At 63.4% G+C, this 23149-nt stretch carries 19 protein-coding genes and 1 tRNA gene; 7 read left to right on the top strand and 13 right to left on the bottom strand.

The window, feature by feature from the left end:
• The first annotated feature begins 15 nt into the window (after nucleotides 1-15).
• The 6 genes from ACZ1JW_RS01155 to ACZ1JW_RS01130 all read left to right on the top strand — a co-directional run bounded on the left by ACZ1JW_RS01155 (nucleotide 16) and on the right by ACZ1JW_RS01130 (nucleotide 6907).
• Nucleotides 16-1296 carry an adenosylmethionine--8-amino-7-oxononanoate transaminase gene (locus ACZ1JW_RS01155; protein ID WP_465141660.1) on the top strand — a complete coding sequence of 427 codons (1281 nt, stop codon included), beginning with the start codon at nucleotides 16-18 and terminating at the stop codon, nucleotides 1294-1296.
• 73 nt (nucleotides 1297-1369) lie between these two features.
• A tRNA-Thr gene (locus ACZ1JW_RS01150) sits at nucleotides 1370-1445 on the top strand.
• 689 nt (nucleotides 1446-2134) lie between these two features.
• A protein-coding gene (locus tag ACZ1JW_RS01145) for an IS5 family transposase (protein WP_465140710.1) occupies nucleotides 2135-2892 on the top strand; the annotation gives its coding sequence in 2 pieces (ribosomal slippage) (nucleotides 2135-2468 and nucleotides 2468-2892; 759 coding nt in all).
• A 3-nt stretch (nucleotides 2893-2895) separates the two neighbouring features.
• Nucleotides 2896-4338: a tetratricopeptide repeat protein gene (locus tag ACZ1JW_RS01140; protein WP_465141659.1), complete on the top strand. Its 1443-nt coding sequence runs from the start codon at nucleotides 2896-2898 to the stop codon at nucleotides 4336-4338.
• 41 nt (nucleotides 4339-4379) lie between these two features.
• The gene (locus ACZ1JW_RS01135; protein ID WP_465141658.1) at nucleotides 4380-5660 is read left to right on the top strand and encodes a glycosyltransferase family 4 protein; all 1281 of its coding nucleotides are present in this window, start codon (nucleotides 4380-4382) and stop codon (nucleotides 5658-5660) included.
• Between the two features lie 47 nt (nucleotides 5661-5707).
• Complete coding sequence (locus ACZ1JW_RS01130) at nucleotides 5708-6907, top strand: polysaccharide biosynthesis/export family protein (RefSeq protein ID WP_465141657.1); 1200 nt, start codon at nucleotides 5708-5710, stop codon at nucleotides 6905-6907.
• A gap of 380 nt (nucleotides 6908-7287) precedes the next feature.
• Here ACZ1JW_RS01130 and ACZ1JW_RS01125 read toward each other — a convergent pair whose 3' ends face one another.
• Complete coding sequence (locus ACZ1JW_RS01125; protein WP_465141656.1) at nucleotides 7288-8484, bottom strand: CDP-alcohol phosphatidyltransferase family protein; 1197 nt, start codon at nucleotides 8482-8484, stop codon at nucleotides 7288-7290.
• A gap of 496 nt (nucleotides 8485-8980) precedes the next feature.
• Between ACZ1JW_RS01125 and ACZ1JW_RS01120 the strand changes: the two genes are divergently transcribed.
• A complete protein-coding gene (locus tag ACZ1JW_RS01120; protein WP_465125251.1) occupies nucleotides 8981-9499 on the top strand; it encodes a c-type cytochrome in 519 nt (172 codons plus the stop codon).
• Nucleotides 9500-9570: 71 nt separating this feature from the next.
• Here the strand turns inward: ACZ1JW_RS01120 and hemA are convergent, their stop codons facing one another.
• From hemA to bchB, 12 genes are all read right to left on the bottom strand, one after another.
• On the bottom strand, nucleotides 9571-10791 hold the full coding sequence (gene hemA / locus ACZ1JW_RS01115; protein ID WP_465125252.1) for a 5-aminolevulinate synthase: 1221 nt from the start codon (nucleotides 10789-10791) through the stop codon (nucleotides 9571-9573).
• 47 nt (nucleotides 10792-10838) lie between these two features.
• Nucleotides 10839-11618 (bottom strand): putative photosynthetic complex assembly protein PuhE, encoded by a 780-nt coding sequence (gene puhE, locus ACZ1JW_RS01110; protein WP_465141655.1) that lies wholly within the window; start codon nucleotides 11616-11618, stop codon nucleotides 10839-10841.
• Nucleotides 11612-12631 (bottom strand): magnesium-protoporphyrin IX monomethyl ester (oxidative) cyclase, encoded by a 1020-nt coding sequence (acsF, locus tag ACZ1JW_RS01105; RefSeq protein ID WP_465126341.1) that lies wholly within the window; start codon nucleotides 12629-12631, stop codon nucleotides 11612-11614. Before acsF ends, puhE begins: the two co-directional genes overlap by 7 nt.
• 71 nt (nucleotides 12632-12702) lie before the next feature.
• The gene (locus tag ACZ1JW_RS01100) at nucleotides 12703-12993 is read right to left on the bottom strand and encodes a hypothetical protein (protein WP_465141654.1); all 291 of its coding nucleotides are present in this window, start codon (nucleotides 12991-12993) and stop codon (nucleotides 12703-12705) included.
• On the bottom strand, nucleotides 12990-13502 hold the full coding sequence (gene puhC, locus ACZ1JW_RS01095; protein WP_465141653.1) for a photosynthetic complex assembly protein PuhC: 513 nt from the start codon (nucleotides 13500-13502) through the stop codon (nucleotides 12990-12992). Before puhC ends, ACZ1JW_RS01100 begins: the two co-directional genes overlap by 4 nt.
• The gene (gene puhB / locus ACZ1JW_RS01090; RefSeq protein ID WP_465141652.1) at nucleotides 13499-14125 is read right to left on the bottom strand and encodes a photosynthetic complex putative assembly protein PuhB; all 627 of its coding nucleotides are present in this window, start codon (nucleotides 14123-14125) and stop codon (nucleotides 13499-13501) included. Before puhB ends, puhC begins: the two co-directional genes overlap by 4 nt.
• On the bottom strand, nucleotides 14122-14886 hold the full coding sequence (puhA, locus tag ACZ1JW_RS01085; protein WP_465141651.1) for a photosynthetic reaction center subunit H: 765 nt from the start codon (nucleotides 14884-14886) through the stop codon (nucleotides 14122-14124). Before puhA ends, puhB begins: the two co-directional genes overlap by 4 nt.
• Before the next feature lie 34 nt (nucleotides 14887-14920).
• A complete protein-coding gene (locus tag ACZ1JW_RS01080) occupies nucleotides 14921-16345 on the bottom strand; it encodes a BCD family MFS transporter (protein ID WP_465141650.1) in 1425 nt (474 codons plus the stop codon).
• The gene (gene bchM, locus ACZ1JW_RS01075) at nucleotides 16345-17064 is read right to left on the bottom strand and encodes a magnesium protoporphyrin IX methyltransferase (protein WP_465141649.1); all 720 of its coding nucleotides are present in this window, start codon (nucleotides 17062-17064) and stop codon (nucleotides 16345-16347) included. Before bchM ends, ACZ1JW_RS01080 begins: the two co-directional genes overlap by 1 nt.
• Entirely contained in the window at nucleotides 17064-17960 is an 897-nt protein-coding gene (gene bchL / locus ACZ1JW_RS01070) for a ferredoxin:protochlorophyllide reductase (ATP-dependent) iron-sulfur ATP-binding protein (protein ID WP_144901838.1), read from the bottom strand. The genes bchM and bchL overlap by 1 nt, the downstream gene beginning before the upstream one ends.
• A 10-nt stretch (nucleotides 17961-17970) precedes the next feature.
• Nucleotides 17971-21567 carry a magnesium chelatase subunit H gene (locus tag ACZ1JW_RS01065; protein ID WP_465141648.1) on the bottom strand — a complete coding sequence of 1199 codons (3597 nt, stop codon included), beginning with the start codon at nucleotides 21565-21567 and terminating at the stop codon, nucleotides 17971-17973.
• Nucleotides 21557-23146 carry a ferredoxin:protochlorophyllide reductase (ATP-dependent) subunit B gene (gene bchB / locus ACZ1JW_RS01060; protein ID WP_465141647.1) on the bottom strand — a complete coding sequence of 530 codons (1590 nt, stop codon included), beginning with the start codon at nucleotides 23144-23146 and terminating at the stop codon, nucleotides 21557-21559. Before bchB ends, ACZ1JW_RS01065 begins: the two co-directional genes overlap by 11 nt.
• Between the last annotated feature and the right edge of the window lie 3 nt (nucleotides 23147-23149).

Raw genomic sequence — 23149 nt, 5'->3', positions numbered from 1 at the left:
ACTGGCAGGACAACCATGACCGCACCCGAATGGTACGCAAAGGGACGCGAGCACGTCTGGCTGCCCTACACCCAGATGAAGACGGCGCGTGCGCCACTGCCGGTTGCATCCGCGCAAGGCATGCGTCTCAAGCTCACGGACGGTCGCGAACTGATCGACGGCATTTCCAGCTGGTGGGCCTGCGTGCACGGCTACCGTCACCCGCATATCGAGGCGGCGGTCAGACAGCAGCTTGAAACCTTGCCGCATGTCATGCTCGGCGGGCTCGCGCACGAACAGGCCTATACGTTGGCGCGACGCCTGGCCGGGTTGCTGCCCGGGGACCTGGACCACGTTTTCTTCAGCGATTCCGGCTCCGTTGCCGTCGAAGTCGCGATGAAGATGGCGGCCCAGTTCTGGCTCAACCGGGGTCAACGCCGCGTGAAGTTTCTCTGTTTCCGCGGCGGATATCACGGCGATACCTTCGCCACAATGAGCGTGTGCGACCCTGACGAGGGCATGCACAGCCTGTTCAAGGGCGCGCTTCTTGAACAGGTCGTCGTCGACCTGCCGAAGGATGCAGCGGGCGAGGCCGCGCTGGACGAACTGCTCGACCGTCATCAAGGAGAGCTGGCAGGAATCGTCGTTGAGCCGCTGGTGCAGGGGGCAGGGGGCATGGTTTTCCACGATCCCTTCACGCTGCAGGCCCTGCGCCGCCTTGCCGATGCGCACAATCTCCTGCTGATCTTCGACGAGATATTCGTCGGCCTCGGCCGCCTCGGCGATGCAATGTTCGCATGCCAGATTGCCGGGGTGCAGCCCGATATCGTCACGCTGTCAAAGGCGCTGACTGGCGGAACCCTGCCGCTCGCCGCCACCATCGCCAGCAAGCGCATTCACGAAGGCTTTCTGTCCGACGATCCGCTGCATGCGCTGATGCATGGACCGACCTACATGGGCAATGCCATGGGCTGCGCCGCCGCCAATGCTTCGCTCGACCTGTTCGAGAGCGAACCGCGCTTAGCGCAGGCCTGCGCAATCGGCGCGCAACTCGAACGCCAGCTGGCCCCGGCGCGCAACCTGCCAGGCGTAAAGGACGTGCGCGTGCGAGGCGCGATCGGCGTGATCCAGCTTGATCGCACAGCCCCTGCGGACCGGCTTTCAGCAATCTGCATTGACCATGGCGTCTGGCTCCGACCTTTCCGCGATGTCCTCTACACCACCCCGCCGCTCATCGCCGACGAGGACGACATAACCCGCATCACCACCGCCATGCTCGCCGCCACGCGCGGTCTTGGCGAGACGAATGCTGCCTGACCGAAAGTCCCGGCGAAAAAGGGTTGCCTAGCCCCCCACTGCTGGCTAAACGGCGCGCCTGCCCAAGGGGCATGCCGCTTTAGCTCAGTCGGTAGAGCACATCATTCGTAATGATGGGGTCACGTGTTCGAGTCACGTAAGCGGCACCATTTTCCAAGTTTTGATAGGGTTTTTCGCCGGCTGCCCCTGATAGGGGGCGAATTGCCGTCTTGATCGGATCGACCGGCTATCCGCCCTGCTTGAGCACGTTGTCCGATTGTCCCGTGTCGAAAATCTACAGGGATCCAAGTCGGATCCCGTATCGCTGCGGCGCGCGCCCCGGCTGCCGTCGCCAAGATCGGGGTCAGCGTGACGTGAGGCGATCTGGCCGCCGCCACCACTTGCTTGCTTCCGGCTTGGCCAGGATCTTTGGCGCGGCAGTGAGGCAGGGGGGGCACCAGGTTGCAGGTGTGTCCTTTCTCTGCCGCCGCAGGCAAGCGCGATGCAACGGCAATTCCGTCGGGTTCTTTGGCGAATGCCCAAACTCCTTGCTCGCCATGTCATACTCTCGGAAATCGTCTCGGTTGATCGCTGCGCCCAGGCGAGATCAGAAGATGATCCTTCAAGGCTGGTTCTGCGTCACGGTACAAAATCGGCACCTTTGGCCGCTCTGCAGCGCGACCGGTTTTCAGCAACGGTGTGAATCCGAGATCAGGATCTTTCGAGTTTGCTTGCCACCTGCAAGTGGAGCCCCGGTGGACATGCATCACACATTGCATTAACTTCTGGCCTGTTCTAGGCTCAGGACCCATTGATTGGCTGAGGGGGATGTGATTCAGGCTCCGCGAGGAGACTGAGCATGAGCGACCTGTACTGGCTGACGGACGAGCAGATGGCTCGCCTTTCGCCGTATTTCCCCAAGAGCCACGGCAAGCCGCGGGTTGACGACCGGCGGGTTCTGAGTGGGATCATCTTCGTCAACCGGAACGGCCTGCGCTGGCGGGATGCGCCAAGGGAGTATGGGCCACACAAGACATTGTATAACCGATGGAAACGGTGGGGCGCGATGGGCGTGTTTGGCCGGATGATGGAAGGCCTGTCCGCCCAGAGGGCCGAACCTCAGACACTCATGATCGACGCGACCTATCTCAAGGCTCACCGCACGGCTTCCAGCCTTGGGGTAAAAAAGGGGATCTTGGGCGCCTGATCGGACGGACCAAGGGTGGCATGAACACCAAGCTTCACGCGATAACCGATGCCAACGGCCGCCCCCTGAGCTTCTTCATCACGGCCGGCCAAATCAGCGATTACACCGGCGCAGCGGCCCTGCTCGACGACCTGCCCAAGGCACAGTGGATGCTTGCCGATCGGGGCTATGATGCCGAGTGGTTCAGGGACGCGCTTGAGCAAAAGGGCATCAAGCCCTGCATTCCGGGCCGGAAATCCCGCTCCATCCCCGTCAAGTACGACAAGCGCCGATACAAGCGGCGCAACCGCATCGAGATCATGTTCGGCCGTCTCAAGGACTGGCGACGCGTGGCAACGCGATACGACCGCTGTCCAACCGTCTTCTTCTCCGCCCTCGCACTCGCCGCAACCGTGCTCTTCTGGCTGTGATCAGTGAGTCCTGAGCCTAGTCACGAGGATCTGGTTCTTTCGTACCAGACGGCGGATGTGTTTGTCTGCTTCTCCGAGCATGAGGGCTTTGGCATGCCCGTCTTTGAAGCGATGCGTGCCGGATTGCCGATCATAACCTGGGGGCGCACGGCTTTGGCCGAATTGATGCGCGAACACCCCTTCGTGATGGACACATTGGATATTCGTCAGGCGGCCTCGTTCCTTGAATGCCTTGTAGACGCAGAAACGCGGCAATGCGTTGCCGATGTCCAGAACGAGATTCTTTCAACATATTCGATTGAAGTCCTGATCGACCAGATCAGGCAAGGTCTGCAAGGCAAGACTGGTCGTTGGCCGTATACTCTGGAAGCCCGGGTTCCTGCTCGAGCGACAGTGGTCAATCGGGCCAGAGAGATTGCGGCATCATTGCCAGAACCTTCTGGCCTTCCGACAATTGCCTTTGATTACGGGGAAAATTTCGTCACCCTTCACGACGTAGAGTCATACAAGGCGCTTTTGCGCATAGGGCCGCAAGCGGCAGACCTTCGGGATATCGAAGGGCCGGTGGATTTCATACGCTATGGCTTTGTGGAGTTCGCTCATTCGGTCGGTCGGAAGACGGAAGGCGGAATTTCCTTCACTGCAAACAGGGCCAGCAACAGTACATTCGCCATTTTCGGCCCCTACGTGAGTTTTGTAAGGGGCTATTTTGCCGCCGATTTCGAGATCGAGGCCGAGCAATCGGGCGATCTCAATGTCATACTGGAACTGGATGTCTGCCAGGATGGATTTGGTCCTTGCGCCAGACGGATCGTGACGGTGCAACAACTTCGCGCAACCCCGACAGTGCGCCTCTTGTTCCCGGTCAGCAGCTTGACGGCCGTCATGGAGTTTCGTGTCCGCGTAGTGCAGCACGGAAACTGCAACTTTCTCTTCAGGGGCGTGACCGTTCGGAGCATGCGACAGTCAACCCGGCAACTCACCGAGCCAGTGCCGTCCACTCCCTTCTTGCCGCGCTGGCTGCCCCGCGTCCCGAGCAGCGTACCGGCACGGCATTCGTTCAAGGGCGCAGCCATTCGCCATTTCGCAGCAGGTGATATCTCGCGAGACACGGGCTTCTGGAATGATGCCGCAGCTGCCTACAAGGAAGGCCTCAAACTGGAGCCCCACGCTTTCCCATATTGGGTGCAATTGGGTAACTGCCTTAAAGAGGCAGAACGGATATCCGAGAGTGAAGGTGCTTATCTGAAAGCGTTTTCCCTTTCTCCAAATGATACCGATCTCAATCTCCAACTCGGCCGACTCTATGTAATGGCTCAAGACATGGAGAAGGCGCAGCATCACCTGCTGCGCGCAGCACACCTTTCCAGCTCCACGGCGAATGCAATGCTTGAACTGGCAGGGCTTGGCTTTGATATTTCCTCGTTGCCCGATTTTTATTCATGATTCCTTTTGAAAACGCCCAGGCGTCGCTGTCAGGTCAGAAGGTGTTGGTTGACGCCTTCAACATAGCCCTGCCGCACGGCACCGGCGTTGCCACTTACGGGCGCAATCTTGCCAAGGCCGTGCGGGTGCAGGGCAATGACGTGCATCTGCTGTTCGGCGCGTCGCAGGGCAATTCGCGGGTGTCGCTGCTCAACGAGATCGCGCTCGCCGAAGGCGAGCCGGACATGAAGGGCAAGCGTGTCTCCGGGCTGACCAAGGCGGTGAAGTTCGCGCGTGCGCTCAAGGGGGCGGTCCGTCCGGTTCAGGCGATACCGGTGCCGTTGTCCGGGCAGGTCGTCATGCCGCAGCGTCTGAAGGTGGACGCGGTGCAGTACTGGAACGCGCAGGACCTCTATACCGGCTCCGACCTGGCGTTCAGGGCAACCGGCGCGATGACCAGCGTGGCGGTCGAGGGCATCGATCTCGCGCACTGGACTTATCCGCTGCCGGTCAGGATTCCGGGCGCGCGCAATGTGTACACGCTGCACGATCTCGTGCCCTTGCGCCTGCCCTATACCACCGCCGACAAGAAGCGGGCCTACTATCGGCTCTGCCACCGGATCGCGCGCGAGGCCGACCATATTCTCACCGTTTCGGAAGCCTCGCGGACCGACCTCATCAACATTCTCGGCGTCGATCCCGGCAGGGTATCGAACCTCTATCAGGCAAGCGACATCGCATCGACGCTTGAAGGCATCGATGAAGCCTTTATCACCCGCTACGTCGAGGGTTTGCTGGGCGTCGGCCTGCGCGAGTACTTCCTTTTCTTCGGTGCGATCGAACCGAAGAAGAATGTTGCCCGTCTGCTCGAAGCCTATCTCGCCAGCTCGGCGGAGTCGCGCCTCGTGATCGTCGGAGGGCCCGGCTGGGGAGGCGAACAGGACGTCAAGTTCCTCAAGTCACTGGTTGGCCTTGATGGCGGCAGGAAGATCATTTGGCTTGGTTACCTGCCGCGCGACATGCTGGCCATGCTGATCGCAGGCGCGCGTGCGACGATCTTTCCTTCGCTTTACGAAGGCTTTGGCCTGCCGGTTCTGGAATCAATGGCGCTCGGAACCCCTGTCATCACAAGCACTACATCGTCATTGCCGGAAGTGGCCGGAGATGCGGCCCTGCTGGTCGACCCTTATGAGGTACACTCGATCGCAAGGGCTATCCTGCAGATAGACGGGAGTGAGGACCTGCGGTCGGATCTTTCACAACGTGGACGGCTCCGTGCAGAAATCTACAGCGCTGCCGCCTATGCGCAGCGCCTTGCCGAATTCTATCGCCGGATCGCCTGACAAGCATGTCCGCATCACGCCAAAAGCAGATCAACGGGAAGCAATCCATGCACCGAAGCGTCAAGACCTCCACCAGCGCCGAGCGTCGCCAACCGTCGCGTGGCAGCATGTGGCGGTGCCTTGCGGGCCTGTCGCTCGTCGGTCTCCTCGACGGGTGTGCTGCGTTCGGCGGTTCGGGGCCAAGCACTGCAAGCATTGTTCGGGCCGGCAAGCCGGGTGCGGAAAATGCCATTGCGCTGGTCGATGTCGATGCCGGCGCAGTCGCCCGGCTTGGCGCCATGCACGTCCGGCACGGCTTTGCGGAGACGTTGGGCGATGCCGATGCCGATCCGACCGTTATCGGGTCGGGCGATTCAATTGACATCACGTTGTGGGAAGCGCCGCCGGCCCTCCTGTTCGGATCGGGCGGGGGCCTTGCCGGGTTGGCAACCTCCCAGTCGCTCAATCTTCCCCAGCAGATGGTGGGGAACGATGGCCGAGTGACCATTCCGTTCGTCGGCAGCGTTGCCGTAGCCGGACGAACCACGCGCCAGGTCGAACGCGATCTGGTTGCCGGGCTTAAAGGCAAGGCAAATGCCCCCCAAGCACTTGTCCGCATTTCCCAGAATGAAGCGCGAACAGTGACAGTGCTGGGCGAAGTGGCCGCGTCACGGCGCGTTCCGCTCACGTCGCGTGGCGAGAGGTTGCTTGACGCGATTGCGGCGGCAGGAGGCAGTCGCCAACCTGTCGGAAAGACCACGGTTCAGATGACCAGGGCCGCAACCACGCTGTCCATGCCTCTCGACGACGTGATCAGAGACCCGCGGCAGAATATCCGCTTGCGGCCTGGAGATGTCGTCGCAGTACTGTTCCAGCCGTTCAGCTTTACGGCTTTGGGGGCCGGCAACCTGAGCGCGCAAGTACCGTTCGAAGCTACCGGGATGTCACTTGCCGAGGCGCTTGGCCGGATCGGCGGATTGCGCGACGACCGCGCGGACATCAAAGGCATCTTCGTCTTCCGCTATGAGGATGCGGAGGTTGTCGGCCCCCTGGCCCAAGGCAAGACACGCCAGGACGGCAAGGTTGCCACGGTCTACCGGTTGGACTTGAGTAATCCTTCGAGTCTGCTCCTCTCTCAGAGTTTCGCGTTACGGGACAAGGACGTAGTCTTTGTCTCAAGTGCGCCTGCGGCAGATTTCCAGAAGTTCCTCGGCATCGTGACGTCCGCGACGTTCTCGGTCGTCGGGATCACAAACGCGGTGCAATAGAAGGCGTGCGGCATCGCGTGCGAGAATGAGGCACCTCTTCCCATGAGAACTGGTTGAGGTCAGGGTTTAGAGCACTCTCCGACCAATCTGGTTCACCGCGATTGTCGCAGTCAGCCTCTCGATTAGGTGCGTTGTGCAGGGCGGGCCGGTTGCCCGTCCAAGCAAGGCGACTCTGTCCGGGGGGCTGCCTGCGACAACCCGTGCGGGGCGGGCCCCTTTTGGCCGACTGGTGCGTCTTGCGCCAAGATTCGGTGCGGGTACCATGCGCGAGGATGGCTCCCTCCTCGATCCGAACAAGGATCGCGTCGCGTTCCGCAATGACAAGGGCACTCGGCCAAGATCGGCTACGTCACGGGGCGCCAGATTGGTCGGAAAGTGCCCTAAAGAGGCGCATCCTTGCGGCCTGATTGCAGAGACTTGATGCGGGTCCTCATGAGGATCAGACTCACCGAAACTAGCCAGGCGCTTGCGCAGAACATGAAGATGCACAAGGTCTCTGCAGCGTAACCCAGCAGTACGGCCAAGGCGCAAGCAGCAGCGATGAAATCGCGCATCGTGAGCCAGATAAGCAGGTTCGTCAGCAATGAGTTAGGTCGTGACCGCCGTAGATGGACCTTAACCGCCTCGAAATTGATCGGTTGACCCAGAGACTGTGAACGCGATCCGATCTGCCAAAGACCCATCGCCAGAGCGAGGATGCCGATCAGCCCAGCAAGCGCGGCAATCGCCTGGCCACGCGCATAAAGGTTGAATGAAAGACCGCCCAGGAATGCAAGGTTGGTCGCTGCATCGATCAGGCTGTCGAGCCGGGCGCCGGTGGCCGAGGTGCGGTGCGTTGCCCGCGCGATTTCTCCATCCACACCATCGAACACCGATGCGGCGTGAAAAAGCAGCGCCCCGGCGATAGCACCGGCCTCCCCGCCAAGGATCAGGGCGGCAAACATCAACACCGCCAGAAATGCTGTGCCCGCGGTTGCGTGAACTGGCCGTACCGCTGGAAATCTAAGCAGAAGCGAGGAAATCGACCTCGACACCGGGCGGTTCAGGTAGCGTGATACCAATCCATCTTCGCTCTTTGCCGTCGCCTTCAGCATAGCGCGGTTGGCTTCACGGAGCAGCACCTTGAACTTGTGTGGGTCAAGAGATGCTGCGGCATCGGTCCATTCGTACTTCGCAAGCTGACCCGGCTCTGCCCAAGTCCAGGAATTTGGCTTCCGTGCAATCAAGGCGAGCAGATGGAGTCCATCCAGGGTCAGGATATCTGCGGAAGACGTTCCTTGGGGGAGCAACTCATAGGGAGCGCATTGGGCAAGGCGAAGGCTTTCATCGAGGCATTTCTGGGATACATGCCATTCTCCCGCCACGACGCTGCACATCGCCGGCCTTTGTCCCATTGCCTGGACGACAGCCTGAATTACCCGTGCTGCGGCCGGAATTCCCGCGATGAGGTACTCTGCAGAGCGCGCGTCAGGAAAGTAGATCCATATCTCGACGTTGTGTAAATCAACCGAGCGGCAGCTGGCGTTATCAGAAGGCCAATCAGCACTATACAGCAGTTCAGAGGCACCGTTGTCCAAGGTCTTCAGAATCCCTTTTCGACGAGCCGACTTGAAGCAGGAAACCTTGGGCGTACTAATCTAAATTCTCATGATATTCACGCTCAGTTTCGTCCGAAATGCAGCAGATTTGAATTCAACCGGTCCCGCCACTCGCTGATGTAGGGAGTTCACGGGGTAGAAATGGCGGATTTGCTCATCAGGGTTCAGATCTGATCCGGCCACTTTCGGGGCTTGCGAATGGCGAAACATCGAGTGAATCGGCCCGCCGCGAAGGCTGGTTGCCTATGCAAGTGCCGATTTTGTGCTCGGAGATGCAGTTCACCGGCAGGGCCACGCGCTCCTGTTCGCGCTGCTTGCATCCCGGAAGATGACTGAGATCGTGCCGCATGGCAGGGTTGCTGCTTTGACTTGGTTCCCAGCCCGAAATGCCGTGTTGCACGTACCGGATAGCCGTGTTTTACTCGCGTACCGGTCGATCCAGATGCGCTTCGATACGGAACGAGGGTGGATGCATATGAAGCAAGCTTTTCAATATCTTGCGCTGACCACGGCGACCCTGCTCCTGGCGTCTTGCGGCGGCGGTGGCAGTGCTGACAAGTCGGCTGCCGACTCTGCGGCAAAGCCCGCCGAAACGACCGCTGCGGCAGCGCCCGCGCCTACGGCAAGTGCCGCGGCTCCGACGGCGGATTCGACCGACACGCTGGATGGCGCAACGCTGGCCTCGCTCACGGGTGATGCCGCGCATGGCAAGACCATTTTCACGCAGTGCAAGGCTTGCCACGCGATCGAGGCTGGCAAGAACATGATCGGTCCGTCGCTTGCTGGCGTCGTTGGCCGCAAGGCCGGCACCGAGGCTGGATACACCTATTCCGCGGCCAACAAGAACAGCGGCATCACCTGGACGGCTGAAAAGCTGTTCCAGTATCTTGAGAAGCCCGCGCGCGTGGTGCCGGGTACCAAGATGTCGTTCGCCGGCCTGCCAAAGGCTCAGGATCGTGCAGACGTAATCGCCTATCTCAAGGCGCCGAACTGACCTGAACCTGGTTATCGCACAAGAAGGGGCGCGAACCGCAAGGTTCGCGCCCCTCTTTCATTGTGGCATTGTCAGGCAGCGGCGGAGCGGCGTGCCAGCTCGCACTGCGACCAGATATCGCTCAGCGCATGGATCAGCTTGTCGACATCGCCATCGCTGTGAACCGGCGAGGGCGTGATGCGCAGGCGCTCGGTGCCACGCGGCACGGTCGGGTAGTTGATCGGCTGCACGTAGATGCCGTGGTTGTCCATCAGCCAGTCGCTGATGCGCTTGCACTTGTGCGGATCGCCCACCATCACCGGAATGATGTGGCTGGGGTTCGGCAGATGCGGAATGCCCATCGCGTCTAGCCTGCGGCGAACCGTCGCCACGCGCTCCTTGTGGCGTGCCCGTTCCATCTCGCTGGCCTTGAGGTGACGGATGCTGGCCGCCGCGCCTGCTGCCAGCGCCGGGGGCAGGGCGGTGGTGAAGATGAAGCCGCTGGCGAACGTGCGGATGAAATCGCACAGCGCGGTCGATGCGGCGATATAGCCGCCCATCACGCCGAAGGCCTTGCCCAGCGTGCCCTCGATCACCGTGATCCGGTCCATCAGGCCTTCACGCTCGGCCACGCCGCCACCGCGCGGGCCATAGAGGCCAACCGCGTGGACCTCGTCGATGTAGCTCATCGCGCCGTGCTTTTCGCAGACGTCGAGAATCTCGGCAATCGGGCCGATGTCGCCATCCATCGAATAGACGCTCTCGAAGGCCACCAGCTTGGGCACGTCCGGTCCGTATTCCGAAAGCAGCTGGTCGAGATGCTCGACATCGTTGTGGCGCCATACCCGGCAGGTCGCGCGCGAATGGCGGATGCCTTCGATCATCGAAGCGTGGTTCAGGGCGTCGGAGAACACGACGCAGCCCGGAATCTTTGCTGCCAATGTGCCAAGGCCGGCCCAGTTGGACACGTAGCCCGACGTGAACAGGAGCGCGGCTTCCTTGTTGTGAAGGTCGGCCAGTTCCTGCTCGAGGAGGACGTGGTGATGGTTGGTGCCCGAGATATTCCGCGTGCCGCCAGCGCCTGCACCGCACTCGTCGAGCGTGTTGTGCATGGCTTCGAGCACCGCCGGGTGCTGTCCCATGCCGAGGTAGTCGTTCGAGCACCACACGGTGACCTGCTCGGTCCGGTCGTCGACATAGCGCGTGGCGTGCGGGAAATTGCCGCAACGCCGTTCGATCTCGGTAAAGATCCGATAGCGCCCTTCATCCCGGACTGCGTCCAGCTCCCCCTTGAAGTAGGCTTCGTAATCCATGTCGTCGGTCCTCTTCGTGTGTTCTCGTTCGAGTTCGGCTTATCGTATCAATTGGCTGGGCGGCGCGTCGGCAAAGCCCACCCCCACAGCGCCCCGTCGCGTATCGGCAGGGCGAGAAACAGGTGTTCGAGCGCGCCCAGCGCGGCGAGCGCGAAGAGCAGGCTGGCGCCTGATGCACTGGCGCTGCCCTCGGGCGCATTGAGCGCGATCAATCCGAGCCACAAGGCGAGGCCTGAAGTCGCTGCAATCGCAAGAAAAAGGTCGATGCCCATCCGGCGCGGGCCGAAATAGGTCTTGAGGTAGGCCAGGTGCGGCGGAAAGATCTCGGTGCTCATGTTCGGCACGCCGAGGAAGATCACGATCTTGGTCGAAAGCCGCATTGCCAGCAGCAGGGTGAAGGTCATCGCGCCGATCTGGTTGGGCGCATTCCAGCTGAGCGAGATAAGGCCGATGGCGCTCAGTGCCAGCGCGATCTCGTGCCACGCCACTGCGCTCACTGCATGGAAGAATCGCTCAATGCCCCGCGCTTCTGCCGGACACGGCTCGCGCCGTGGTCCGGTGATTGCGCCGGTCAGGAAGGTGATCTCGTGCCACGACCAGATCAGGATGGCCCCGGCAAAGGCGGCATAGACCCCACCGAGCGTTGCCTTGTGCATGGACCAGGCCACGACTGCCAGCCCCGAGACGCCCGCAATTCCCGCCAGCATCAGGCTGCGCGGGAACGTGCGGCGTTCGCGGTTGTCCGCCCATGCGATCAGGCCGGTCGCAAGGAACCAGACCACGATCGTGGCGATCACCGGCAGGACATGGCCGGTCCAGCTTACCACGCGGGCTGCATCCGCACGGTCGCAGGCAGTTCGTTGGCACGCGGGCGCAGCAGGTACATCCGCGCGAAGTTGAACGCCGCTCCCGCAGCGCCCGAGGCGCGCAACAGCGCGCCGGACAGACCGCCACGCTGCTTGCCTTCCTCGATCCGCTTGGATGCGGCGAGCAGGCGGTTCATTGCCCGGCGGAAGCGCGGATCATTGGTGTCGAGTTCGACCGGGAAGACCTGGCGGCTGATCGCGGTGCAGATCTCGAACACGCGGTAGTCGTAGGTTTCGGGATCGAGGCCGAGTGCCTTGTGGAACACGGGCCGCGCATGATCGCGCACGTACATCGTCGAATAGACCGCAAGCAGGAAGAACCGCACCCACAGCTTGTTCATGCCGGTCAACAGCTTCGGATCGGCGCGCAGCAGCAGGGCGAAAGCCTCGCCGTGGCGGAACTCGTCGTTGCACCAGCTTTCGAACCAGTTGAAGATGGGATGGAAGCGCAGTTCGGGATGCGCGGCCAGCTGGCGATAGATCGCGATATAGCGGGCATAGCCGATCTTCTCGGACAGATAGACCGAGTAGAAGATGAACTTCGGCTTGAAGTAATGGTACTTCTTGGCCTTGGTCAGGAAGCCGAGGTCGATGCCGATGCCGGCATCCTTCAGCGCTTCGTTGATGAAGCCGGCGTGGCGGCTTTCATCGCGTGCGAGCAGCTTGAACAGCAGCTTCATGTCCGGATTCTTGGTCCGCCGCGCCATCTCGGCGTAGAGGATGCAGCCCGAGAATTCCGATGTCAGCGAACTGACGAGGAAATCGATGAACTCGGCGCGCAGCTCCGGCTCCAGACCCTCGATGATCCCGGCAAAGCTGCCTTCGCGCTTGAAATGCTTCTTGTTGGGATCGCTGACCATCTCGTCCATCAGCTCGTCCCACTCCTTGCGCACCAGCGAGACGTCGATCGAATCGAGCGCGGCAAAATCGGTGGTGTAGAAGCGCGGGCTGAGCACGGTCTCGTGCTGGACCATCTTGTGGACGTCAGGCTTGGGCGCAGCCACATGTGGCGCAGCCGCTTGCGGACGTTCAAGAGCAATCGCGTTCATCTTAGGCTCCCAGGATTGAAGCTGACCTCGTAGAGTTCGGTCAGGCCCAGATAGGCGATCAGACGCGTCCATCCCCGCAGCATGGGGCCTGCGCGGACGACGGTCGCCATCCGCTCGAACACGGCGTTCTCGCCAAAAGCCACGCGGATCGGATCACCATGGACACAAACCCGATCGCCGGGCTCGACGGCGATGTTGCCGGCGAGTTCGACATGCGCGTGGAAGTGCGCCTCGCTCTGCTCCACCGCGATGCGGCAGGGCACGTCAAAGGCGCGGCGGAGGATCATGCCTGATTTTCCCCAGTAGCTTTAAGGGGCACAGCGGCTCCGCTGAGGAACCGCGCAAAGGCTGCCCGGTTGGTCGCGCCAAACGAGCCAAGCTCGATCGCACGGCCGGTCGCCGGGTCACGCAACGAGAGCGATCCGTTCTCCCACTGCGTCAGTTCGAAGGGAGCCGCTGGGCCGATCCCCTTCATCTTCCTTTCGCGAGCCATGCCGCGCATCACGCCGCGCACGAACCCGCCACCATCCCCTTCGCCGAGCATGACGGCGAGTGTTTCGCCGTTGTCGGAGTCCTTGACCATGACTGCACCGTCCGCCCGGTCTTCAAAGACCAGATGGCGCACTTCGACCGCAGCCACATTGGCCTTGGCCCTCTCGACTGCAGGCACGGCCTCGCGGTCGAGCACGCCGACGCGGACCATTCCGGTCAGCGCGAGGGTCGTTGCCACCAGGGCACCTGCCAGCAGCAGCGCCGGGCGAGGGACGGTGTTCTCATGATCATGGACGAGACTCATGCCGCCGCTCCCTGCATGCCGTGGTCACGGGCAGGGGCCGGGCGCGAACGCTCGATCGCCACTGCTTCGTTCGGCACCACTGCGGCACAGGCGCGGGCAAGCACGCCTGCTGCAGCCTGGGCATCGGGCAGGGCGCGCAGCATCGGGCTGGGCTGCGCAAGCCGCCAGGGCCGGGCATGTGGCCAGAGCATCGCAAAACCGAGGCGGTGGCGTCCGACGATGTTCAGCGCGATGTCGCCGTGGCCCCCTGCCTGCGGGCGCAGGTCGGCCGAGCCGATCATCGCCAGCGGCAGGTTCACGCACTTGTTGAGCGCAATGCCGATGCGCAGGACCACGCGGCGATTGGTGATCGTATAGACCGTCGTGCGCGCCACGAGCACCGCAAACAGCGCCAGCAGGCCTTGCGTGATCGCGCCGCCCACCACCGCTGCCGCTGCGCCGACGAGCTTGCCACTGGCAAGGCCGAGCAGCGCGAGCGCGGCGAAGTAGGCGCTGATCCAGCGCGTGTGCAGCGCGCTGCGGGCGAATGTCCGCCACTCCGGCGATCCCTGCCACAGGATGCTTTCACCTGCAGGCAGGTCGCCGGGGAGTCCGCGGATCGGCTCGTGGTCGTATTCGGTCACACCAGTGGCTCCAGACGATCTTCGTTGGCGTAGAGGTAGCCGGTGCCGAAATAGGCAACGGTGCGCTCTTCCTCGTACCGGGTGATCTCGCCCGGGTTGGCGGGGAAGGGGGCTCCGGCAAAGTCGGCGGCGTTGATCGCGCTGATGATCACCGCGTTCTTCTTGACCACCGCCATCGGCATCGGGGCGAGCACGGTCTTGCCGCCGGTATCGACCGCAAGGTAGCGCACCATGTGCTCGGCACGGTCGACCCACAGGTCGGTCACCACGCCAGCCTTGGCACCGTCAGCGCCATAGACCGGAAGCCCGCGCGGATCGGTGCTGGCAGACGCCACGCTGATCTCGGGCACCAGGCCCATCGGCACGATGCGCGGATTGCCGTTGGCGTCGATGTCGGGCCACTTGGCGCGGTTGGCGTAGGAGCCGGGGCCGACGCCTGCGGCAAACACGTCACCCACCGGCGAGAGCGGGGCTCCGCCGAAGTTCTCGCGGCGCTTGGCATTGACCTCGAAATCATCGCGGTTGCCGTTGGGGACCGAAACGGTGCCCTTGCCGAAAGGCAGGATGAAGGTCTTCGGCGCCGCAGCTGAAAGCGGCCCGCCTTCGGCAAGCGTCCGTCCGGTCAGCGCGTCTTCCAGCGGATAGCCTTCGCGGCGATCCTCGCGGCGCAGCCAGAAGACCAGCGCGATGAAGAAGCCGATGAATGTGATCATTGCGATCTGCGCGGCATCGATTGTGCCGACGATATTGCCAGTGCTCATAGGGGTGTCCTTCCCGTTCTCATGTGGCCCGGTCTCATGTGGGAAATTCCGTCAGTCCGAAGCGATTACCGACTTTCCGGGCGGCAGCCGGGGTCTGGCCTACAAGCGGGCCCAGCACGACGAGCGTGGCCAGCAGGAGGCAGATTTCGATGATGTAGATAGTGGCATAGCCCGTCGCGCGGTTGGCGAGGGTCCGGCCCAGTTCGTCCGACACAGCGAGGCTCGATACGAGGTCGCGCAAGGCCCCGCCCATCGCGATGGCAAGGCCGGCAAAGGTCGTCTGCACTGCGCCCCACGCGCCCAGCGCAAGGCCGGAGCTCTTGTCGCTCGAAAGGGCCATGGCCGAAGTCAGCGTGCCGACGAGGAAAAGCCCTGCGCCTGCGCCGATGGCGGTTGCGCCAAGGCCCAGCACCAGCGGGCTTGCCAGCGGCGCTGCGAAAATTACAAGCATGAACGCGGCGATACCGATCACCACGCCGAAACCGGCAATGCGCAAGGCATCCGTCCCGCGCCCGAGCCACCGGCCCGAAAGGGTAAAGCCGATCAGTGCACCGACCGACCAGGCACCGGTCAGGCCCGTCGTCGCGCCCACCGAAAGGCCGAGGATTTCGCCGCCATAGGGTTCGAGCAGCGCGTCCTGCATGGCAAAGGCGGTGGCACCAAGGCCCACGGCCACCAGCAGGCGCATCGTGACCGGCTCCGCCACGAAAGTCTGCCACACTTCGGTGAACGAGGGGCGCGGGGTATCGGCCGAAGCGGTGGCGGCACTGCGCGCTTCCTGCTTCCACAGGGCGATCACGTTGAGCAGGAAGGTCAGGATCGCCGCGCCTTGGATAACCTGCACCAGACGCGTCGGGCTGAAATTGGCGAGCAGTCCGCCGATCACCATCGAGGCGACCAGCATCCCTGCCAGCAGCGAAAGATAGAGCAGTGCGACCGCGCGCGGGCGGCGTTCATCGTCGACCAGATCTCCGGTCAGGGCAAGGCCGGCAGTCTGCGTCGTGTGCATGCCGAAGCCTGCGAGCAGGAAGGCAAATGCGCTCGCCGTCACGCCAATCGGGAATAGCTGCGGACTCGCCATCAGCAGCAGCGCGAACGGCATGATCGCAAGTCCGCCGAACTGCATCAGCGTGCCGAACCAGATATAGGGCACCCGCTTCCAGCCCAGCACCGAACGATGCACGTCCGAGCGGTGCCCGATCAGCGCGCGGAAGGGTGCGGCGAGCAGGGGAATGGCGATCAGCAGCGAGACCAGCCACGCCGGAATGCCCAGTTCCACGATCATCACGCGGTTGAGCGTGCCATTGAGCAGCACGGTCATCATGCCCACGCTCACCTGAAACAGCGACAGGCGCAGCAGGCGCGACAACGGGATTTCGACGCTGGCCGCATCCGCGAACGGCAGCCAGGTGATCGCCACCCGGCTCCATTTCGCGGCAAGAGGCTGGCGTCCGGCCATCAGCGCTTCACCAGTTCCATCGCGTGGCTCTTGTAGAAGCCGCTCGAAACCCGGCCGCTGCGCACCACTTCCCAGTCCTCGAACTGTGCAAGCGCCGCGCGAAGCTCGTCCTCGGCAATCGGCACGATCGCGGGCGAACGGTTGGAGCGCGGGAAGACCTTGCCCACCGTGTGCATCGCGCCCAGCAGCGGAGTGTAGGGCGCAAACGTGAACAGGATCGAACCGCTGCAACGCTGCATCAGCGCCGAAAGCGCCCAGACCATGTCGGGCAGGGTGTAATGGATCAGCGAATCCATCGCGACGATGTGGTCGAAGCTGCCAAGCGCGGGATCGAGCATGTCGCCAACCCGCCAGTTGATCCGGCCATGGCCAAGATACGAAGGCGCCCGCTCGGCGGCGATATCGACCAGCCCTTGCGCCACGTCGATGGCGGTCACCACCGCGCCCCGGCATGCGGCCTCGACGCTGAGGCTCCCGGTGCCGCACCCGGCATCGAGCACGTCACGGCGGCGCAGGTCTTCGGGCAGCCAGCTCAGCAGTTGCCCGCGCATCTCGTCACGCCCTGCACGCACCGTGGCGCGGATGCCGCTGACCTTGGCGTTCGAAGTCAGGTCGATCCACGCCTTGCGCGCGGTCCCGTCGAAGTACTCGGCCAGCTTCTCGCGCTGGTCGTGATAGCGGACCGGTGCAATCTGGCTTGGTGAAAACTGCGTAGCCATCACTCGAACCCCAGGAAGTCGAAGATATCGCGGTCCTTCATCGGCCGGGCTTCCACCGGCTCGACCCCGTCCCACAGCACTTGCGCCAGGCGCAGGTATTCCTGCTGCGCCGCGATCACTTCGGGCGAAGGCTCCATCTCGAACAGCGTGCACTTCTTGAGGCGGCTGCGGCGGATGGCGTCCACATCGCGGAAATGGGCGAGGCGCTTCATGCCGATGGCTTCGCTGAACCGGTCGATCTCGTCGGTCGCGGCAGAACGGTTGGCGATCACGCCTGCAAGCCGCACGTTGTAGTTCTTCGCCTTCGCACCAATGGCCGCAACGATGCGGTTCATCGCGAAGATCGAATCGAAGTCGTTGGCGGCCACCACCACGGCACGCTCGGCATGCTGCAGGGGCGCTGCAAACCCGCCGCACACCACGTCGCCCAGCACGTCGAAGATCACCACGTCGGTGTCTTCCAGCAGGTGGTGCTGCTTGAGCAGCTTGACCGTCTGACCCACCACATAACCGCCGCAACCGGTGCCAGCAGGAGGCCCGCCCGCTTCGACGCACATCACGCCGTTGTAGCCTTCGAACATGTAGTCCTCGGGCCGCAGCTCTTCGGCATGGAACTCCACGCCTTCGAGCACGTCGATCACCGTCGGGATCAGCTTCTTGGTCAGCGTGAAGGTCGAGTCATGCTTGGGATCGCAGCCGATCTGCAGCACGCGATGGCCGAGCTTGGAGAAGGCTGCGGACAGGTTCGACGAGGTCGTCGATTTGCCGATCCCGCCCTTGCCATAGACGGCAATCACCTTTGCGCCCTTGATCTCGTCGCGTGGATCCAGCTGGACCTGCACCGATCCCTCGCCATCCGGCTGGCTGAAGCGCGCCCTTGGGTCGAGCAGGTTCATCACATTCTCCTTATTCGGCCGCGGTCGCACCCGAGTAGACGCCTTCCAGGCGGTCCTCGAGTTCGTCGTTGGCGATGCGCAGGGCTTCGAGTGTTTCGTCGTCGGGCTCCCACAGGCGGCGTTCGCACGCCTCGAGCAGACGGCTGGCAACCCGTGCCGAGCTGTTGGGATTGAGCTTCGAGAGCCGCTCGCGCATGGCGGGGTCGAGCACGAAGGTCTCGCTGATCTGCTGGTAGACCCACGGCGCCACCTGGCCCGTCGTGGCCGACCAGCCCACCGTGTTGGTCACGTGCTGTTCGATATTGCGCACGCCTTCGAAGCCATGCTTGAGCATGCCCTCGAACCACTTGGGGTTGAGCGTGCGGGTGCGCGTCTCGAGGTCGATCTGCTCGGCCAGCGTACGCACCTTGGCATCGCCCACCGTCGCATCGACGATATAGACCGGCGCTTCGCTGCCCTTTGCCCGCGCGATCGACCGGCTTACGCCGCCCAGCCCGTCGACGTACTGGTCAAGGTCGGTGATCCCGACTTCGACGCTCTCGAGGTTCTGATAGACGAAATCGACGTCCTTGAGCGCACTGCGCAGCAGGTCGCGCTGCGCCACCGGCTTCCCGCGCACGCCATAGGCATAGCCCTTGCGCGTCTCGAAGGCGTTGGCCAGCTCGTCCGGATCGGCCCAGACGCCGCCCTCGATCAGCTGGTTGACGTTCGCGCCATAGGCCCCTTCGGCGTTGGAGAACACGCGCAGCGCAGCCGTCTCCAGATCGCAATCGTGCAGCTTCTGGTGGGCAAGGCTGTGCTTGCGCACGAAGTTCATCTCTAGCGGCTCGTCAGCCTGCGCGGCCAGCAGCGCGGCCTCGGCCAGCATCCGCGTCTGTAGCGGCAGCAGGTCGCGGAAGATGCCCGAGAGCGTGACCACCACATCGATGCGCGGACGGCCCAGTTCGGCAAGCGGGATCAGTTCAGCGCCGGCGAGCCGACCATAGCTGTCGATCCGCGGCCGCGCGCCCATCAGCGAGAGGACCTGCGCAATTTGCGAGCCCTCGCTCTTCATGTTGTCGGTGCCCCACAGCACCATCGCCAGGCTCTCGGGGAAAGGCTCGCCACTTGCGGCATGGCGCGCCAGCAGGCTTTCTGCCTGGACGCGACCCTGCTCGCAGGCAAAGCGCGTGGGCAGGCGGAACGGGTCAAAACCGTGGATGTTGCGCCCGGTCGGCAGCACTTCCGGGTTGGCCAGCAAGTCGCCGCCCGGAGCCGGACGGATGTAGCCGCCGTCCAGTGCATGGACCAGCGCGCCAAGTTCGTCGCAGGAGTCCAGCGCTGCCTCGATGCCCTCGCGGCTCGCCTGCGGATCGGCATCGGCCAGCGCATCGATCATCTCGGCGCGTTCGGCTCCGGCCATCCGCTCGCCCAGCACATGCAGGCCGTGCGGGATCAGCGTGCGCTCAAGCTCGTAGAGATTGGCGCTGAGGTCCGAGATGTCTTTCGCCGTGATGTCGAGCCCGGCGCACTCGTCCCAGATCAGTGTTTCCAGCGCCGCCCGCTCGGCTTCGTCGGTCGATGACCGCCAGCGCTCGACGCTCGTCTTGAGATCGGCAAAGCCCTTGTAAAGCCCGGCGTGCGCCAGCGGCGGCGTCAGGTAGCTCAGCATCGTCGCACCAGACCGGCGCTTGGCCAGAAGCCCTTCCGAAGGGTTGTTCGAGGCAAAGAGGTAGAAGTTCGGCAGATCGCCCAGCAGGCGTTCAGGCCAGCACTTGCCGGTCAGCCCGGTCTGCTTGCCCGGCATATACTCCAGCGCGCCGTGGGTGCCGAAATGGATCACCGCATGCGCGCCGAAGTCCTCGCGCAGCCAGCGGTAGTAGGCGGCAAAGGCATGGGTCGGGGCGAAGTCGCCGTCGAACAGCAGCCGCATCGGATCGCCTTCGTAGCCGAAGGTCGGCTGCACACCGATGAACACCTTGCCGAAATGCGCGCCCAGCACGTGGATATGCGAACCGTCGCTCTGGATCTTGCCAGGAGCCGGGCCCCACTGCGCCTCGATCTCGGCCAGATGCGGTTCGCGGCGAACGTGGTCATCGGCATCGATCCGCGCGGCCACGTTGGCGTCCGAACCGAACCGCTCGGAATTGCCCTTGAGGATCGTCTCGCGAAGCGCATCGACGCTCTCGGGAACCTCGACCGCATAGCCTTCGTCGGCCAGGCGGCGCAGCGTTGCGTGGAGCGATTCAAACACCGCAAGGAACGCCGCAGAGCCCGTTGCCCCGGCATTGGGCGGGAAGTTGAAGATCGTGATCGCAAGCTTGCGCGCGGCCCGCTCGGCCCGGCGCAGCGCCACCACCTTGACCACCTTCTCCGCCAGCGCTTCGGCGCGTTCGGGGCATGCGCGCATCGCATTGACCGCACCGTTGCCTTCGAACACGCAAGCCCGCTCGCAACCTGCACAGGCCACGCCCGCACCGTCAGAGCGCCCGCCGAACACCGTCGGCTGCGTCGCGCCATCCAGTTCGGGGATTGAGACCATGATCGTCGATTCCAGCGCCAGCAGACCCTGACGCCCCGCGCCCCACTGCTCCAGCGTCTGAAACTCGAGCGGATGCGCCGCGATATAGGGAACGTCGAGCCGCGTGAGGATCTCCTCGGCAGCCTTGGCATCGTTGTAGGCAGGGCCGCCGACGAGCGAAAACCCGGTCAGCGAAATCACCGCATCGACCGTGGCCTTGCCGTCCTTGATAAAGAACTTCTCGATCACCGGGCGGGAATCGAGGCCATTGGCAAAGCCGGGAATGACACGCAGGCCCGCCGCTTCCAGCGCGGCGATCATGCCGTCGTAGTGTCCGGCATCCTTGGAGATCAGGTACGAGCGCAGCAGCAGCAGGCCGACCGTGCCATTGGCACCGGGCTTGGGCGGCAGCAGTCGCATGCTGTCCGAAATCTTCTGGTCCGTGCGCGGGTGATAGACCCCCAGCTCGGGATATTCGCGCGGCGGCGCAGCCTTGGTCATGCCCCGGCGGGTCAGGCGCTCGCCCGCAGCATAGCGGTCGATCAGCGCGCGGGTCATTTCCACGACATTGTCGTCGGAGCCTGCGAGCCAGTATTGCAGCGTCAGGAAATAGGCGCGCACGTCCTGCGCGGTGCCGGGAATGAACCGCAGGATCTTCGGCAGGCGGCGCAGCATGCGCATCTGGCCCGCGCCCGAACTGGCCCCAGGCTTGCCCGATCCGCGCAGCTTCTTGAGCATGGCGAGCGGGCCCTTGGCCGGTGCATCCATGCGGTAACCGCCCATGCGCGTCAGCTTGACGACTTCGCCCGCCGACATCAGGCAGACCATCGCGTCGCAACTCTCACGCCGTGCTTCCAGCGTTGGCAGGATCGCGCGGATGTGATCGTCGAGGAACAGCATCGTCACGATCACGATGTCTGCTGCGGCAATCGCGGCCTTGGTCTGCGCCAGCGCGTCGCCCGGCCGGTCCCAGTCGGTCGCGGCATGCAGGCTGATCGTGATGTTGTCCTCGCGCAGCCGCGCATCGGCACGCTCGACGCCTGCCTTGAGGTGGTTGTCGAGCGTCACGATCGCGACGCGAACCTTGGGGGCGCGGCTACCGGGCATAATGGGCCTTCGCATCATAGAGCGTGGCAAGGTCCACCGCGCCCCGGCCTTGCGCTGTGGCAAAGGCTTCGGTGTTGCGGCGGACTTTTCCGCGCACGAAGAACGGGACTTTCCGCAGTTCCTGTTCCGCTTCCGCAGTCCAGGTTATCGCTGAACCTGCCGGCCGGGCCTCGACAAGTTCACCTTCGGAACGGGTATCGACGGCAGCCTGAATTGCACCGGCACCTGCATCGCTATCGTGGCGGCGTGCGGAGGCATGGAGGTGCGAAGGACCTGCGGCATCGGAAAACTCGAAGTCGTCGCGGAACATCGTCAGCAGATGCTCCTCAAGGCCCATCACCAGCGGATGGACCCAGGTATCGAAGATCACGTTGGCGCCCTCGAAGCCCATCTGCGGGCTGTGGCGGGCGGGGAAGTCCTGCACGTGCACCGGTGAGGAGATCACCGCGCAAGGAATGCCGAAGCGCTTGGCGATATGGCGTTCCATCTGCGTGCCCAGCACCAGTTCGGGCGAAGCATTGAGGATCGCATCCTCGACCTCGAGGTGATCGTCGGTGATCAGTGGTTCTACGCCATAGTGCGCAGCGGCGCGGCGCATTTCCCGTGCGAATTCGCGGTTGTAGCAGCCCAGGCCACAGATCTCGAAACCAAGCTCCTCGTGCGCAATGCGGGCTGCGGCGATGGCATGGGTGGCATCGCCGAAGATGAAGACGCGCTTGCCGGTGAGGTAGGTCGAGTCGACCGAACGGCTCCACCACGGCATCCGCGATTGCTGATCGGAGAGCGCGACGGTCGCATCGACTCCGGCGAGTGCTGCGACTTCGGTGATGAACTCGCGCGTCGCACCAACCCCGATCGGCACGGTGCGGATGGCCGGCTGGTGCAGGGCCTGATCAAGCCAGCGTGCCGCTTCCCCGCCCACTTCCGGGTACATCACGATGTTGAAGTCGGCGCGGCCCAGCGTGCGGATATCGTCTGGCGCGGCATCGAGCGGCGCGACGCAGTTAACGTCGATACCGATGCTGTCCAGCAACTTGCGCACTTCGGCAACGTCATCGCGATGGCGGAAACCCAGCGCGCAGGGGCCAAGCAAGTTGACGAGCGGACGACGGCCTTCGCGCGGCGCAGGGCGCACGTCCTTGTCCGCCAGCTGGCGCACGACGCGGTAGAAGGTTTCGGCCGCACCCCAGTTTTCCTTGCGCTGGTAGCTCGGCAGTTCGAGCGGGATGACCGGGCAGGGCAGATTCAGCGCTTCGGCAAGGCCGGCCGGATCGTCCTGGATCAGCTCGGCTGTGCATGATGCACCCACCAGCAAGGCCTGCGGGGTGAACCGCTCATAGGCATCGCGCGCGGCGTTCTGGAAGATCCCGGCGGTGTCCTTGCCAAGATCACGCGCCTGGAAGGTGGTGTAGGTGACAGGCGGGCGCTTGCCGCGGCGTTCGATCATCGTGAACAGCAGGTCGGCATAGGTATCGCCCTGCGGCGCGTGGAGCACATAGTGCATCCCGTTCATCGCCGTCGCGACCCGCATCGCGCCAACGTGTGGCGGACCTTCGTATGTCCAGACCGCCAGCTGCATTGC

This window comes from Novosphingobium sp. BL-A-28-Hi1-0D (assembly GCF_055521755.1).
The sequence above is the reverse complement of the archived record's forward strand: the minus strand, read 5'-3'. Positions and strand labels throughout refer to the sequence as shown.

Excerpts from the sequence above, each read along its gene's own strand:
- ACZ1JW_RS01155 (WP_465141660.1), top strand. The coding sequence starts at position 16 with ATGACCGCACCCGAATGGTACGCAAAGGGACGCGAGCACGTCTGGCTG.
- hemA (WP_465125252.1), bottom strand. The coding sequence starts at position 10,791 with ATGGATTACGAAGCCTACTTCAAGGGGGAGCTGGACGCAGTCCGGGAT.
- acsF (WP_465126341.1), bottom strand. The coding sequence starts at position 12,631 with ATGGTCCAGCACGAGACCGTGCTCAGCCCGCGCTTCTACACCACCGAT.
- puhA (WP_465141651.1), bottom strand. The coding sequence starts at position 14,886 with ATGAGCACTGGCAATATCGTCGGCACAATCGATGCCGCGCAGATCGCA.
- bchM (WP_465141649.1), bottom strand. The coding sequence starts at position 17,064 with ATGGCTACGCAGTTTTCACCAAGCCAGATTGCACCGGTCCGCTATCAC.
- ACZ1JW_RS01100 (WP_465141654.1), bottom strand. The coding sequence starts at position 12,993 with ATGATCCTCCGCCGCGCCTTTGACGTGCCCTGCCGCATCGCGGTGGAG.
- ACZ1JW_RS01065 (WP_465141648.1), bottom strand. The coding sequence starts at position 21,567 with ATGCCCGGTAGCCGCGCCCCCAAGGTTCGCGTCGCGATCGTGACGCTC.
- ACZ1JW_RS01130 (WP_465141657.1), top strand. The coding sequence starts at position 5,708 with ATGCACCGAAGCGTCAAGACCTCCACCAGCGCCGAGCGTCGCCAACCG.
- ACZ1JW_RS01080 (WP_465141650.1), bottom strand. The coding sequence starts at position 16,345 with ATGGCCGGACGCCAGCCTCTTGCCGCGAAATGGAGCCGGGTGGCGATC.
- bchL (WP_144901838.1), bottom strand. The coding sequence starts at position 17,960 with ATGAACCTGCTCGACCCAAGGGCGCGCTTCAGCCAGCCGGATGGCGAG.
- ACZ1JW_RS01120 (WP_465125251.1), top strand. The coding sequence starts at position 8,981 with ATGAAGCAAGCTTTTCAATATCTTGCGCTGACCACGGCGACCCTGCTC.
- puhC (WP_465141653.1), bottom strand. The coding sequence starts at position 13,502 with ATGAGTCTCGTCCATGATCATGAGAACACCGTCCCTCGCCCGGCGCTG.
- bchB (WP_465141647.1), bottom strand. The coding sequence starts at position 23,146 with ATGCAGCTGGCGGTCTGGACATACGAAGGTCCGCCACACGTTGGCGCG.